Raw genomic sequence first — 14,386 nt, 5'->3', positions numbered from 1 at the left:
GAGTAGCCTGACTGAAGCAGCGCCACCTTGTAGACTAGGTACAAGCAACAACTCAAGTGTCCTCAAGAAAATATGAATCCAAACAAGTTCTCAGATGAAGAAATCGCATCCGTCTATAAGGCGATACGCGAACGGCGCGACATGCGTCACTTTCTCTCGACGCCACTTGAAGAAGGCCAGCTAGAGCGCTTCATACGCGCTGCACATATGGCCCCCAGCGTAGGCCTGATGCAACCTTGGCGATTCATACGCATCACGGATAGCGCATTACGCATCGCCATACAACAGCATGTTGAAGAAGAACGTATTGCAACTGCTGACGCACTTGAGCAACGCTCAAATGAATTCATGCGGCTTAAAGTAGAAGGCATACTCTCCTGCGCGGAAGTGCTGGTTGTCGGCTTAATCGACCACAGAGAAAAGTATATTTTTGGCCGACGCACCATGCCGAAAATGGACTTGGCCTCTGCCAGCTGCGCGATACAGAATATGTGGCTGGCGGCCAGAGCCGAAGGTGTCGGTCTAGGCTGGGTCTCACTATTCAATCCCGAAACATTACGCGAACTATGCCAAATGCCTAGTGGCAGCCAACCTATCGCTATTTTGTGCCTGGGCCATGTCAACGAATTCTATCCAGCACCTATGCTGGAACTCGAAGCGTGGGATAAGAGAAAGGCGATCAGCGATATCTGTTTTGAAAATTCATGGAACACGCAATCGCCACACCCAGACTAATCGATCTCGCATCACATACATGACGTCACTCTCACCATCAATTGATCGTCCATATCAAAACTGGCACTCCACCATCTTGCAAAATTGACGCCACATTTCATTGCGTTAATTAAAAGCAAAGATTGCGAATTGCGAATAAAACTTTTCCCATCAACGCAATTTGACGTTGTACAATCTGCCCGTTTTAAACATTGCGGAGACCCTTGTGGGCACTTGTTCGAGTGATAGTAGTTGGCCGGTTCAGGAAACCGGCAAAATCTCGGCGAGATAACGCGCAGGCTCCCTGTCGCTATCTCGCTGTATGCGAGAGGCGACGTTCCCATACGTTCCTATTCTGGAAACGTCTTACTTCTCTTTAGACTATGACTGATCTGCCATCCTTGTAAGGATCGCTTGATCGTGAACAACGCATGCCGTTTTGGCATGCTGGTCAAACTGTACGCGCCGTATCCATACGCTGCGTCGGTCAGACTGTGCTTGCGCAAAGACTCCGCCTCTTTTCACCACTGAGGAGGATCACCATGCGTATGACTCGTTTTCAATATCCTGGCCGTTTTGGCGCGGCCTTTCCACCACTGAGCGTAGTACTGAGCTTGCTCTTGTGGGCGCTTGCGACTTCTGCGCATGCGGCACGACCCATGATTACTGACGATGCACGCATCGTAGATGACAAGTCATGCCAGCTTGAAAGCTGGGTCAAGATGAACCGCGGCAGCACAGAATATTGGGCCATGCCTGCCTGTAACTTTAGCGGCAATCTTGAAGTGACCATGGGTGGTAGCCGTACGCACGATGATGCTGCAGGCACTTTCACTTCGGATCAGATATTGCAAGGCAAGACTCTGCTCAAACCATTGGAAACCAACGGTTGGGGCGCGGCTCTCACCGTCGGAATTGATCGTCATCCACAATCAGGTAACGGAAGTGATGTGTATGCCAATGTGCCGCTCAGCTTTTCCTTCAATGACGACAAGTTTGTACTACACACCAACACCGGCTGGCTGCGCGAGCAGGAAAGCAAACGCGATCGTCTCACGTGGGGCTTGGGTTCCGAAACACAATTGACTGAGCGTACCTGGCTGATAGCCGAAACCTTTGGCCAAAACCAAGGCAAGCCTTCTTACCAAATGGGATTGCGCCACTGGATCGTGCCCAACCGCATTCAGATCGATACCACATACGGCAACCAGTTCGGCAGCAGTACGAGCCAACGATGGTTTTCCATCGGTTTGCGTTTGCTATCGCTGCCCTTCTTGCCGTAATGCACAAGCCCGATCACAACTCGAAATAAAACGATGCCCGACCCCGAATATTTATCGTCTGCGTAATCTCCCTCCGACAGGGTGATCGGCGCAGACCGTACTGGAGAACAATATGGAAGCAATCCACAACGTCAATCTGATTTCCCTGCTCGACACACTGTTGAGTCTCACCACCGCCTTCGTGCTGGGTGGACTCATCGGTTTTGAGCGGCAATACCGGCAACGCACCGCCGGCTTGCGTACCAATGTTTTAGTGGCGATAGGTGCGGCCATGTTTGTCGATATGGCCAATCGGCTCGGCGGGCATGACGGCGCAGTCCATGTAGTGGCTTACGTAGTTTCAGGCATCGGCTTTTTAGGTGCCGGCGTCATCATGCGAGAAGAAGGCAATGTGCGCGGCATCAACACTGCTGCAACGTTATGGGGATCAGCCGCAGTGGGTGCGGCAGCCGGTGCTGATCTGATTCTTGAAGCGATATTGGGCACCATCTTCGTACTGGCTGCAAACACCTTGCTACGCCCTATCGTCAATGCGATCAATCGCAAACCACTCGATGTCTCATCGGCTGAAGTGACCAACACTGTCTATGTCATCGCGAGCCGTGAACGGCAGAAGGAAGTGCTGGCCATGCTGGAAGCAGAACTGGAGCGTGGCAACTATCCAACGCGTGATCTGGATATTCATGCCTTTGGTGAAGAAGATGTAGAGATAGAAGCAACACTGGCCGCCACGTCGGTAGATGGCGATGAGCTGGATGCATTGGTACAAAGACTCTCGGCTTCGGTTATGGTCAGCCAAGCGTTTTGGAGCCCTAGTACTACTGAGTGATAACTCATTACATTTTGTGGTGCATACTCGGGTCAGTCTTGATCCGAGTCATGCTCCAGCATCGACGCAAACGATAGCAATCAAGCAAAGCACATCAATTCAACGCACTTTATACATCCGTATATTGCGCTACCCATTTCTTCACGCCAGCCAATGATTTAAATTCTGCGATGGAGCGGCATTGGATATGCGGATGACGCGTCTTCAACATTTTGGCTAAAGCAGCACCGGGGCCGAGTTCAATCGCCATCGTTACCCCTGCTTCATTCAAACCATCCATCACTGCCTGCCAACGTATAGGCTCTGCCAACTGACGCGACAGCATGGGCGCGGCAGCATCCTTGTCATGCAGGCGCGCACCTGAGATGCCAGCCAGTACGGGGAAGGATGGTGTCTTGATATTGCTAGCGACGACTGCCTGCTCGAACGGACTGACCGCAGTCTGCATCCACGGTGTATGCGAAGCGATCTCTATCGGTAGACGCGTGACCTTGCCACCAGCGGCAGTAATCGCTGCCTCCAACGCATCAGCCTGATTAAGTAATCCGCCTGCAATCACGGAATCCTCATCGACTTCAATCGCAATATAAAAACCGTGTGCCCTCAGCACAGGCTGAATGTCAGCCATTTGGATCAAGGATTGCGAGAGGGAAATAGCCATCATCTGTTGCGGCTGATCCGGCGTGATGCATGCTTGCAGCAACTTCGCTCGCAATGCGGCTAGTCTGATCGTCTCTTCCGCAGCAAGTGCACCTGCGACCGACCAAGATGCCAACTCGCCTATGCTATAACCGGCAACCACCACGGGCTTGGGAATGATTTTCCTTACCGCTACCCACGTTGCCAATATCGCCGCGACGACCAAAGGTTGTGCAATCGGATTGGAAAACAGCAAGCGTTCGTCGGATAAGATTTCCGATAAGGGATGGCCGCATAGTTCTTCTAGCGGCCACGCGTCCAGCAACTGACTGGCGTCGGCATCTTCGCGCACAAGGTCGAACATGCCGGCATGTTGGCCTGCCTGCCCGGAACATAAAATGGCAACGCGATTCATCATTACTATCCTGTAAAACTTATACGACTACTTGCGTGAGTTGGTACACGAACCAGCTGGCTGACAGCATATCTGCTGCCCCGCCCGGCGACAAATTTTCTCTCACGAATAAGTGATGGTATTCCAGTGCCGTATTGCGCCAATCCGGATGCGTGGTTCCGCCTAACTGTATGAATCGTTGCGCGCTCTGTTGAACCAGCATGGCGCCATCTGATCCACCACGGTGATAGATATTTGTATCCGTCATCTGCGCCATCAAGCTGAAGAGCGCATCGGTCTGCGCATCGCATGCCGTACTACCATTTGCCAACGACTGCTGCAATTGCGGCACACCGATTTCAAACACAGCAGGAAATCCCTGCGCACCTTCTGCCCGCGCGCCACCGACTGCATACAGATGCGCAACACGTATTCCATTGGATAAGCCAGCTACCGATGGCATCGCATGTGCTGCCAAGTCCTCACCCCACTGCTGCATGAGTACCTGACGAATCGCCGATAAAGGCAAGGCGTGTGCATGACAATAACCTGCCGCAGCGCAGAGCAAACCCAGCGGAAAAATAGCGCCGCGATGTGTATTGATGCCACCGGTTGCCACCAGCATGCGTCTTTCCGCTTGTACGCCAAATTCTTTTAATACGTTGAACGGTACAGCTTGTGCGCCTGCATGGGTGATTTGAATAAAATAATGGCGCAAAGAAAAGAGGCTGCGCATGAATGTATCCACATCCATATCCGTGTGGCTACCATTGTCTATCGGTGACACCAATCCTGGCTTGGGATATAGAACAAGTTCTGCATGCAGACTTCGAATCGCGAAAATGGCGGTGCGCAAACAGAAAGTCCGCAAAGATGCAGCGACACGATCGCTGTCTTCGGCATCGCTTGATGAAAGGTGCACAGCACGCGCTAACTGTTTCACGATAACTCTTCCAGCTCAGACAGCAAGCTTGCAAGGTCTATCAAATTCAGCACCGACATGCTCTTTGCCAGTACGCGTACATTGTGCGGATGATCGATGGCATCTACCCATTCCTTCCATGCCACTGCCCGTCCCGATGGAAAAACAATTTCGCCATCCAGCGGCAATTGTTTGGCATACGAGCACAAAAGATCCAAGCCCTGCTGCAGTTGCGCATGCGTGTGCGGATAAAACAGTACGTCGATATCGGAAGCGGCCGTGAGATAAGGCAAGCCTGTTACAGCCTGCAAGGCGAGCGAGCCATAGACACGGAACTCCAGTTGCCTATTGCAGGCTTCATCGGACAACTCAGAAAATGCAGCCTGCCACACCAATGGCAAGGCCGATTTTGCAGCAGCAAGGGCGAGAGGCGCTTCATGACGTGCAATGTCATCCAGATCTACCGACAAGGGAATCCGCGTCTTCACACCTGTGTGTGGATCCGGCGGCAGCGCCAAGCCGAGTCCTATCGTATTGGGCAGCAAGTTGTATTCGCTCCTGCGCACAATAAGCGGCCAGTTGTGGTCAGCCCAGCGCGCCAATTCTTGCGCATGTGCCAACGCTACCGTTGCAGATACACCTTCCCATCCTCTAGCCGTTAGCCAAATCCTGTTATGACGGTAAAACATCACGCGTCCCCAACACAGCCTGGGTAACCGGCAAGGACATTTTGCGCCCGCCTCTTTCCAATCCGCGTGCACTGCGGTGATCGATACTGTCTGCTTGTTGCAAAGCGCGGGACAGACAGGATGCCAAATCGCCTCGCCAGATTTCCTCGACGCCACCCATATTCAGATAATTCTCTGCCCCCGGAGCAAAGACCGGATTGGATTTCGCAAGCTCTATCAGCTTCTCTTCCGGCACTTTGGTAATGCGCGCCATAGCTGGCAATCCCATCACGCGGATTTCTGCCTCGGGCAACGCATAACAAGCATCAGCCATCAAACCGCTGGTGATGAAGCCGCCTGACAGCGCCTGATCGTAGACCAGACCAATCACGGCATGGCCACGACGACGCGCCACATCGATGCATTTACCTAAATGCGCCATATAGCGATTGATGCCCAACATCTCGTCGCGGTAACGCAAACGTTGACCTTGTGTATCGACCAGAATGACCAAAGGGCGACCCGGGAAGTTACGCATCGTATCGAGAATCGCATTCGCTTGCGCCAACGCGATTTCCACACCTATAGGCGTATGGCCGGTCGTGCCGATAACGGCGATAGTTTGATCGCCAATCGTCGCTGTGCCGCGCAAAAAATAATCTTTTTCAACGATGTCATGCCCTTGCGGGAATAACTGTGATGCCAATGTCTGCCATTCCATTATTGTTCTCCCGCACGGCAAGAACCGACGCGCTGCATAAAAGCATCAGCATCCAGCATAGGCAGCACATCGGGTTCGGCGATACCCAACTTCGACCAGATATCCATAGGCTCGGAGTAATCACCAAAATCTTTCAAACGCTGATCCAGCAGAGCATGCTCAGATTCCAGCGCATCCAGCGTCAGCTCGGCAGACTCATGTTTGTAACGTGCCACGGCATCAGACGCAGCTTGGCGGAAGGCATTAATATCGTCAGGTAGAACGACATTGCAATCGCGCAGTAAATAACGATGCTTGCCACCTGTCGTGCGCCATACCAATGCACGATCGCGCGAATCGAATTCCTCTACGCCGTGTGTCGTCTCTATCACTTCCGGCCCCGACATGGCGAGTCGACCTTCTTCTGACATCAATATTTCATTCGCGCAGCAAGCCACGATGCCCATGCCGCCGAAACAGCCATTGGCACCGCCAACCAGAACGATGACAGGGATATTCGCTGCACGCGTATCGAGTACGGCACGCATCACTTCTGATACGGCGATCAAACCTGCGTTCGCTTCATGCAAGCGCACACCGCCGGTTTCCAGCATCAGCACCACGCCATCCACACGATCAACAATGGCGCGCTTCAATAAACCGACCAGCTTGGCGCCATGCACCTCGCCGACTGCGCCGCCCATGAAGCCGCCTTCTTGCGCGGCGGCCAATACATTTTTGCCCAGCAATGTGCCGCGACCAATAACCACGCCATCATCAAATGAAGCTGGCGTGTCGAGTTGCGCCAGATGCGGACTGACGATGCGTAAGGTGGGCGGTAGAAATTCTTCAAACGATCCAGCATCCAGCAAGGCGTGGATACGTTGGCGCGCATTGGCTTCGAGATAGCTGCTTATGTTGCTACTCATGCTGTCGCTCCCGTCACTGACTCCACCGCCTGATCCAGACGCAAGCTGACGACCGCAGGTGTTGCGCCCGCATCATTAATCAGGATGCGTACATTTTTCAGCGACCAGCGCTGATGAAAATCGGAGATGACTGCTTGCCAGATCGCGCCGAAGCCGACTGCAGCAGTTTTTACTTCGACTTCGCAGCCGCCATTCAACTCGACGGACTCGATCAAGACTTCGAGATTGCCAGAGCTGACGACACCGACCATATTGGCAGGCAAGGCAAGTCGCTTGCTGCCGTTTTCAAAACGAAAATTCAAGGTTTCCATAATCCAGCCTTACCAGTTTCTGAAACGCTTGGGCGGCGCATACAATCCGCCGGAAGCACGTACCAGATCTTTCATATTTTTTGCTGCCAATAAATCACGCGTCGCCATGCGTTTATCGATGCCCATATCTTCTGCACGCAGAATGATGCCGCGATCGCGCAGGTTCTCCACCATCTTGCGATCACGCGCCATACCGACTGGCGTATAGCCGGCAACGCCGCGTATCGCTTGCTCACGTTCTTCTTCAGTACGGCACAGAAGCAGATTGGCGATCCCTTCTTCGGTCAAGATGTGCGTTACATCGTCGCCGTAGATCATGACGGGAGGGATATCCAGTTTGGCTTGCTCAGCCAATTGCCATGCATCCAGCTCTTCCACAAAAGCCGGCTGCATGTGCTCGCGGAAAGTCTCCACAATTTGCACCACCAGCTTCTGACCACGCGGCATTTTTTTCTTGCCTTGTTGTGCCTGCTGTCCAGCTTTTAACCAGGCTGGACTGGAATGGCGTCGTCCGCGCGCATCGGAACCCATATTCGGCGCGCCGCCAAAACCGGCAATGCGTCCCAAGGTCGCAGTCGATGAATTGCCCTGCAAGTCGATCTGCAAGGTCGAACCGATAAACATATCGCAGGCGTAATGCCCAGCTACCTGACACATCGCACGATTGCTGCGCATAGAGCCATCACGACCGACAAAAAATACATCCGGACGCGATTCGATGTAACGTTCCATACCCAGCTCGGAGCCAAAGGAATGCACCGATTCGACAAAGCCTGCTTCGATCGCAGGTATCAATGCAGGATGTGGATTCAAAGCCCAATGACGGCCTATCTTCCCTTTCAATCCCAGTGATTCAGCATAGGTCGGCAATATCAATTCAATCGCCGCAGTATCAAAACCAATACCGTGATTGATACGCTCGACGCCATACTCTGCATAGATGCCCTTGATCGCCATCATCGCCATCAATACCTGCACCTCAGAAATCAATGCAGGATCGCGCGTGAACAAAGGTTCGATGTAATGCGGCGTCGGTGCCTGCACCACAAAATCAACCCAGTCTGCTGGAATATCAACGCGTGGCAGCACGTCCACAATTTCATTGACCTGCGCGATGACGATACCATTCTTGAAGGCTGTCGCCTCTACGATGGCTGGCGTGTCTTCGGTGTTCGGTCCAGTGTACAAATTGCCGTGCCTATCTGCAGCCTGCGCAGCAACCAAGGCCACGCGCGGCGTCAGATCGATGAAGTAACGACCAAACAATTCAAGATAAGTATGTATCGCACCTATATTGATCTTGCCAGCCGCAACCAATCGCGCCAGCTGCGCACCCTGTGGACCAGAGAAGGAAAAATCCAGCTTGGACGCTATGCCCTTGTCGAACAAATCCAGATGCTCAGGCAAAGCAAGTACCGATAGCAACATGTGCAAATCATGCACGCGTGCCGGATCGAGTTGGCACAAGGCACCCGCAAGAAAATCGGCCTGCTTCTGATTATTACCTTCGAGGCAGACGCGATCTCCCGATTCGATCACGCTATGAAACAAATCCGTCATGCGTTCCGCTGCTACCAACTTGCCACTGAGTGCAGTCCCCAACGTAGCCGCGGCACGCGCCAAACGCGCATCGCGGTTTTTCTGCTGATGATTCCACTCACGCTCACTACCTAGCATTTACTTTGCTCCCATTAACATATCAGGCAAACCCGTCGCGATACCTGGGAACAGGCACAGCAATATGACGGCCAAAAACATCAAGGCCAGGAACGGTATCGTTCCCTTGATCACATCCGATAAAGCAATATCGGGCGCAATATTCTTGATGACAAACAAATTGAGTCCCACCGGTGGATGGATCAATCCCATCTCCATGACCACCGTCATCACGATGCCGAACCAGATCAGATCGAAACCAGCTTCTCTGAGTGGAGGCAAGATAATAGGTGCAGTCATCAAAATGATGGATACCGGCGGCAGGAAAAATCCGAGCACGATTACCATCAGCAAGATCACCGACAACAGCAACCATTTCGACAAATGCATGTCGACCACCCATTGCGCCGCCGACTGACTGATGTACAGATAGCTCATCACATAGGAGTACAGCAGAGACATGCCGATAATCAGCAGCAACATGCCCGACTCTTTAATCGTCGAGTTCAGGAACGGGGCCAGATCACGCGGCTTGTAAATCTTGTAGACAATTGCGATCAAAACAATCGCCAGCAAAGCACCCAGTCCGGCTGTTTCAGACGGCGTTGCAAAGCCGCCATACAAAGCCACCATCACACCGATCAGCAAGATCAGGAATGGCAACACGCGCGGCAGCATTTCTACCTTTTGCGCCAGAGTGAAATGCTCATCGTCCAAATACGCAGATTTCTCACCGCCGCTTTGGTAGATTGCATGCGCCATCTTGTATTCCTTGCGTGCCCGATAAACCGCATAACTGGCAAACAGCAATACCAGCAACACGCCAGGACCGATGCCGGCCAAGAACAAGCGTCCCAACGATTGCTCAGCGGCGACTGCGTACAAGATCATCGTGATGGATGGCGGCAGCAAAATGCCGAGCGTGCCACCTGCTGCAATGATACCGGCAGCGAAACCAGGCGAATAACCACGTCTACGCATTTCCGGAATGCCGGCAGAGCCGATCGCCGAACAGGTCGCAGGAGATGAACCAGCCATCGCTGCAAACAATGCGCAAGCAAACACGTTAGCGATACCGAGGCCGCCAGGTACACGATTGAGCCAGGCATGAATGGCCGAGTACAAATCCTTACCGGCCGGCGACTTGCCTATCGCTGCGCCTTTTAGAATAAACAGCGGGATCGATAACAAAGTGATGGAAGCAATTTCTTCATACACGTTTTGCGTCACCGTATCGAGCGACGATTCCGGCATGAAAAAATACATGAAACCAGTCGCCACCACACCGAGCGCAAATGCGATAGGCATGCCGGAACACATCACAGCAATGGTAATGATGCCGTACAAGGCACCGAGAGTAAGAGGTGTCATACAGCTTCCTTGGTACCAGTAATACGGGTCAATACCTGTACCAGTAATTGCAGAGTCAACATGCTCATGCCCACAGCCATCATCGAATACGGTATCCACAATGGCGGTGCAAAAGTCGACGACGTCGTTTGCCCATCGACCCAGGCTTCATGAAACAGGGTCCAGGATTTCCACGCGAAGAATGCGCAAAAAGCGAATGACACGACATCGACGATGAACATGCGAATACGGTTGGCAGTTGGCGACAACAAGCTGGCCAGCGCTTCAATCCCGATATGACCGCGCAACGACTGCACATACGCCGAGCAGAGAAAGATGACCCCAACCAGCATGAAAACCGATGCTTCATCCTGCCAATCAGTAGGATGGTGGAAGAAATAACGCACCACCACCGAGTAGGTCAGAATGCATGAAGTCAGGAGCAAGGCGATCATGCCGAGAAACACCGCCAGCTTGTTGTACTTATCAAGCAATCTGGCGACGGCAGCGAGCGTTGCGTTAGCGGGAACCGGCGGCTTGGCCGCCGGCTTCATTTCAAACCCATGGCTCACAAAAGCTTCTCCGCCAGTTTCAACAGATTGGCGCAATTGGCATTCTTCGCAGCGTAGTCCTTCCAGGCTGTCACGCGTGCAATGTCTTGCCATTTCTTGACGGTCGCCGCACTTAAATCGACTACCTTGGCGCCAGCTTTCTGATAGACCGCAGCCACTAGCACGTCATCCGTCTGCGCTGATTTCAGAGCGAATTTCTCCATGTCAGCACCAACGCCCATGATGATGTCTTGTTGTTCCTTGCTCAGGCGATCAAACACAACCTTGGACATCATCAGCGGCTCAAACATGTACCAGTAAGCTTTGTCGCGACCAGTCGTCAGGCTCTTCGCCACTTCTTCCAGACGGAAGGAGATGAACGAAGTCGACGACGTCATCGCAGCATCCATCGCGCCGGTTTGCATCGCCGCGTAAATTTCATTCGAAGGCAGCGTGACTACGGCAGCGCCCGCTTCTTTCAGGATCAAATCCATTTCACGCGAACCGCCGCGCACCTTCATGCCTTTGGCATCACCCGGCTCGACGATAGGCTTGCCGCGCGAAGCGACGCCACCGGCTTGCCAGATCCAGCTGACGATGACGATGCCCTTCTCAGCCAGTATGCGCGACAGCTCTTTACCGACTTCGGCATTTTTCCAGGCTGAACCTTGCTGGTAAGACGTCACCAAACCAGGCATCAAACCGATATTGGTTTCCGGTACTTCACCGCCGGCATAGTTCAGCGGTACCAGCGACATATCCAGCGCACCTTTGCGCATCGCGGAGAATTGCGCGTTGGTCTTCATCAGCGATGAACCTGGATAAATCTCAAACTTGAGGCCACCTTTGCTACGCTTACCGACTTCTTCAGCAAACACGCGTACCAGACGATCACGAAAATCGCCTTCATTGATAGTCCCGCCAGGGAATTGGTGGGAAATCTTCAAGGTCGTGGTTTGTGCCCATGCAGCGCTGCCCCACAAAGGTGTTGTTGCCAGTGCGCCCAAAATCGTTCTACGTTTCTGCGAAGTCATGTCTCTCTCCTAGTTAGAATAGAAATGTTTTCTACTTCTTGCTTTTTATAGGCCATTTTTGTATACAAGGTCTTATAGTATGCATACATTGTCAAGCGCAATTCAGTACAATTGCTGATACAACAACTATTTCACTGGATAGACAGTAAAGAATATGGACACCTCACAAAATAGATCTGAAACCCTGCGTGAACAGATCGAAGAGATGATTGCAGTAGGCAAACTCGGCCCTGGACAAGCTCTCGATGAAACGGTGCTGGCCGAAAAATTCGGCGTATCGCGCACACCTATCCGGGAAGCCCTGATCCAGTTGGCATCCATGGGCATCATCGTGATGCGCCCAAGACGCAGCGCCATCGTGGCCGAAATCGGTCCACAGCAATTAATAGAAATGTTTGAAGTCATGGCTGAGCTGGAGGCGATGTGCGCCCGCCTAGCTGCGCGCCGCATGAGTCTGGAAGAACACGCCGTACTGATGGCAAAACATCTGGCCTGTAAGGAAGCACGCGACAGCACCGATACCGATGTTTACTTCTACAAAAACGAAGAATTCCACGAACAGATCTATACCAGCAGCCACAACACTTTTCTTGCCGAGCAAGCGCGCATCCTGCAACGCCGTCTGCGTCCGTATCGCCGCCTGCAACTACGCGTACGCGACCGCCTGAAAGTATCGTTCGATGAACACGATGCCGTAGTCAACGCCATCATCGAAGGCAAAGGTGAACGTGCCGCCGAACTGCTGCGTCAGCACATCATGATTCAAGGGCAGCGCTTCAGCGATCTGGTTGCCTCGCTGGCGGCACTGGCCAGCAGATACTGAAACAAAACTTCGACTGGATTACACTCTCATGCTGGACGATCATGCGACGCGTGATCGAGCATGAGATATCACGCTGATCAAGCTGCCTTGATCGTCAGCTCGCAGCACGAACAGACTTGCGCTGCTCCACACCTCAATTGACTGAACATTCAATTTTTACGACCAGGGAAACCGTGCGCCAACGACCAGCCTCACGCCTATTGATTACCGACCCGCAAGACAAGCTCTTGCTGTTCTACTTCGAACATCGCACAGGCGCGCTGGCCGGCAAAAGCTATTGGGCAACGCCGGGCGGTGGTGTGGAAGGCGATGAAACATTTGAAGCCGCTGCCGTCAGAGAACTCTGGGAAGAAACCGGCATCAAGGTAAATAACGTCGGCCCGCAAATCGCACAACGCCAATTGATACTGCAATTGCCGAATGGCGAATACGTCAACGAAGATGAGCGCTACTTCCGCATCCGCGTCGCCGACACGCAATTATCTAAAAGTGGCTGGACCGCAAGCGAAGTGGAATGCATGACCGCTCACCGCTGGTGGTCGCGCACAGAACTGGAACAGACCACAGAACAAGTATGGCCGGAAGATCTGATAGCGATGCTGGAAGCCAGCGCATTACACACATCAGAGCCTTCCGCCCTCTAACAATACGATATGCATAATTTGAACGTTCGCTCCGCACGGCCTGACGAAATAGACAGAATCATGGCGCTGGAAGACTGTGGCTTCCACAAAAATATTCAGGAAAGCAAGAGCGTCATGCTGGAGCGCATGCGCCATTTCCCTGCAGGTTTTCTGGTGCTGGCAAACGATGCTGACGATGCGATTGGCTATCTCTGTTCCGAACTATGGGAAAGCAGCGAGGCTCTTGATGTCTCCGCCTTCGCGCTCGGACATGACATCAAAGATACGCATCATGCCGATGGCAAGTCGCTTTACATCTCATCGATGACGGTCTCGCCCGAATATCGCGGCTCAGGTTTGGGCAAACGATTCTTTCAACAATCGATAGCTATGCTGCGAACACGCCTGCCACATCTAAGGGGATCGATTTTGCTACTCAGCGCAGAATGGTCAGGCGCGTACAAGATTTATCAAGACAGCAGCTACACGGAAGTAACTCGCTTGAAGGATTTTTTCGCCGCCATTGCAGCACACGATGCAGATGCTATCGTCATGCAAACCAGCTTTACTGACGACATCCACAATCCGGCAACGCAGCTTGGGAAGAAATAAAGGCACGATATGTACGCATTATTTGCATGGGAAGCGGACAAACAAAAAGGCGGCATAGGCGATCTGATCAAGATAGGTTCGGTCGATGAATGCCAAAAAACTTTTCAACTGTTTCAGACATCCTGCGAGAACCCAGCCATTGGAGAAATTGCAGACATGGATGCGTTCAAGATCGTGCTGCAGGCAAACGTGATCGGCAGCAAGGATACAAACTTGCCAGCATGGATTGCGCCTACAGGATGGTTAATCGAATGGGTAAAGCCACAACCCAGCCCAAAATCATCCACCTGAATATCCAAAAGCGCGCAAGAACTACGCGCTACAGACGTGCACATTGACTCAGTTTGA

17 protein-coding genes are annotated in these 14,386 nt (G+C 52.6%); 7 read left to right on the top strand and 10 right to left on the bottom strand.

All coding sequences use genetic code 11. The features are described from left to right. Positions 1-72 precede the first annotated feature (72 nt). The 3 genes from bluB to BQ6873_RS16675 all read left to right on the top strand — a co-directional run bounded on the left by bluB (position 73) and on the right by BQ6873_RS16675 (position 2,826). Positions 73-735, top strand: coding sequence for a 5,6-dimethylbenzimidazole synthase (bluB, locus tag BQ6873_RS16685; RefSeq protein WP_076593666.1), 663 nt, complete (start codon positions 73-75; stop codon positions 733-735). 521 nt (positions 736-1,256) lie between these two features. After that, positions 1,257-1,997 (top strand): hypothetical protein, encoded by a 741-nt coding sequence (locus BQ6873_RS16680; RefSeq protein ID WP_197685181.1) that lies wholly within the window; start codon positions 1,257-1,259, stop codon positions 1,995-1,997. 112 nt (positions 1,998-2,109) lie between these two features. Continuing rightward, positions 2,110-2,826: an MgtC/SapB family protein gene (locus tag BQ6873_RS16675; protein ID WP_076593665.1), complete on the top strand. Its 717-nt coding sequence runs from the start codon at positions 2,110-2,112 to the stop codon at positions 2,824-2,826. Positions 2,827-2,935: 109 nt separating this feature from the next. Here BQ6873_RS16675 and BQ6873_RS16670 read toward each other — a convergent pair whose 3' ends face one another. The 10 genes from BQ6873_RS16670 to BQ6873_RS16625 are packed head-to-tail and all read right to left on the bottom strand — an operon-like array spanning position 2,936 to position 11,980. Then, positions 2,936-3,883, bottom strand: coding sequence for an ACP S-malonyltransferase (locus BQ6873_RS16670; protein WP_076593664.1), 948 nt, complete (start codon positions 3,881-3,883; stop codon positions 2,936-2,938). Positions 3,884-3,899: 16 nt separating this feature from the next. After that, positions 3,900-4,802, bottom strand: coding sequence for a triphosphoribosyl-dephospho-CoA synthase MdcB (mdcB, locus tag BQ6873_RS16665; RefSeq protein ID WP_076593663.1), 903 nt, complete (start codon positions 4,800-4,802; stop codon positions 3,900-3,902). After that, positions 4,799-5,470, bottom strand: a complete 672-nt coding sequence (gene mdcG / locus BQ6873_RS16660) for a malonate decarboxylase holo-[acyl-carrier-protein] synthase (protein ID WP_076593662.1) — start codon at positions 5,468-5,470, stop codon at positions 4,799-4,801. Before mdcG ends, mdcB begins: the two co-directional genes overlap by 4 nt. Next, entirely contained in the window at positions 5,454-6,170 is a 717-nt protein-coding gene (locus tag BQ6873_RS16655) for a biotin-independent malonate decarboxylase subunit gamma (protein ID WP_076593661.1), read from the bottom strand. Before BQ6873_RS16655 ends, mdcG begins: the two co-directional genes overlap by 17 nt. Beyond that, positions 6,170-7,078, bottom strand: coding sequence for a biotin-independent malonate decarboxylase subunit beta (locus tag BQ6873_RS16650; RefSeq protein WP_407928068.1), 909 nt, complete (start codon positions 7,076-7,078; stop codon positions 6,170-6,172). The genes BQ6873_RS16655 and BQ6873_RS16650 overlap by 1 nt, the downstream gene beginning before the upstream one ends. After that, positions 7,075-7,389 carry a malonate decarboxylase acyl carrier protein gene (gene mdcC, locus BQ6873_RS16645; protein WP_076593660.1) on the bottom strand — a complete coding sequence of 105 codons (315 nt, stop codon included), beginning with the start codon at positions 7,387-7,389 and terminating at the stop codon, positions 7,075-7,077. Before mdcC ends, BQ6873_RS16650 begins: the two co-directional genes overlap by 4 nt. A 9-nt stretch (positions 7,390-7,398) precedes the next feature. Further along, positions 7,399-9,066: a malonate decarboxylase subunit alpha gene (gene mdcA / locus BQ6873_RS16640; RefSeq protein ID WP_076593659.1), complete on the bottom strand. Its 1,668-nt coding sequence runs from the start codon at positions 9,064-9,066 to the stop codon at positions 7,399-7,401. Then, on the bottom strand, positions 9,067-10,416 hold the full coding sequence (locus tag BQ6873_RS16635; RefSeq protein WP_076593658.1) for a TRAP transporter large permease: 1,350 nt from the start codon (positions 10,414-10,416) through the stop codon (positions 9,067-9,069). Continuing rightward, positions 10,413-10,967 (bottom strand): TRAP transporter small permease, encoded by a 555-nt coding sequence (locus BQ6873_RS16630; RefSeq protein ID WP_076593657.1) that lies wholly within the window; start codon positions 10,965-10,967, stop codon positions 10,413-10,415. Before BQ6873_RS16630 ends, BQ6873_RS16635 begins: the two co-directional genes overlap by 4 nt. Beyond that, the gene (locus BQ6873_RS16625; RefSeq protein WP_076593656.1) at positions 10,964-11,980 is read right to left on the bottom strand and encodes a TRAP transporter substrate-binding protein; all 1,017 of its coding nucleotides are present in this window, start codon (positions 11,978-11,980) and stop codon (positions 10,964-10,966) included. Before BQ6873_RS16625 ends, BQ6873_RS16630 begins: the two co-directional genes overlap by 4 nt. 154 nt (positions 11,981-12,134) lie before the next feature. Here BQ6873_RS16625 and BQ6873_RS16620 point away from each other — a divergent pair, with 154 nt between their 5' ends. The 4 genes from BQ6873_RS16620 to BQ6873_RS16605 all read left to right on the top strand — a co-directional run bounded on the left by BQ6873_RS16620 (position 12,135) and on the right by BQ6873_RS16605 (position 14,329). After that, complete coding sequence (locus tag BQ6873_RS16620; protein WP_076593655.1) at positions 12,135-12,803, top strand: GntR family transcriptional regulator; 669 nt, start codon at positions 12,135-12,137, stop codon at positions 12,801-12,803. 173 nt (positions 12,804-12,976) lie between these two features. After that, complete coding sequence (locus BQ6873_RS16615) at positions 12,977-13,447, top strand: NUDIX hydrolase (protein WP_076593654.1); 471 nt, start codon at positions 12,977-12,979, stop codon at positions 13,445-13,447. A gap of 9 nt (positions 13,448-13,456) precedes the next feature. Further along, positions 13,457-14,038: a GNAT family N-acetyltransferase gene (locus BQ6873_RS16610; protein ID WP_076593653.1), complete on the top strand. Its 582-nt coding sequence runs from the start codon at positions 13,457-13,459 to the stop codon at positions 14,036-14,038. Between the two features lie 9 nt (positions 14,039-14,047). After that, the gene (locus tag BQ6873_RS16605; RefSeq protein ID WP_076593652.1) at positions 14,048-14,329 is read left to right on the top strand and encodes a hypothetical protein; all 282 of its coding nucleotides are present in this window, start codon (positions 14,048-14,050) and stop codon (positions 14,327-14,329) included. Positions 14,330-14,386: the final 57 nt, after the last annotated feature.

Source organism: Herminiimonas arsenitoxidans (assembly GCF_900130075.1).
GTDB classification, from domain to species: domain Bacteria; phylum Pseudomonadota; class Gammaproteobacteria; order Burkholderiales; family Burkholderiaceae_D; genus Oxalicibacterium; species Oxalicibacterium arsenitoxidans.
This window is presented reverse-complemented; position numbering and strand designations above follow the sequence as displayed.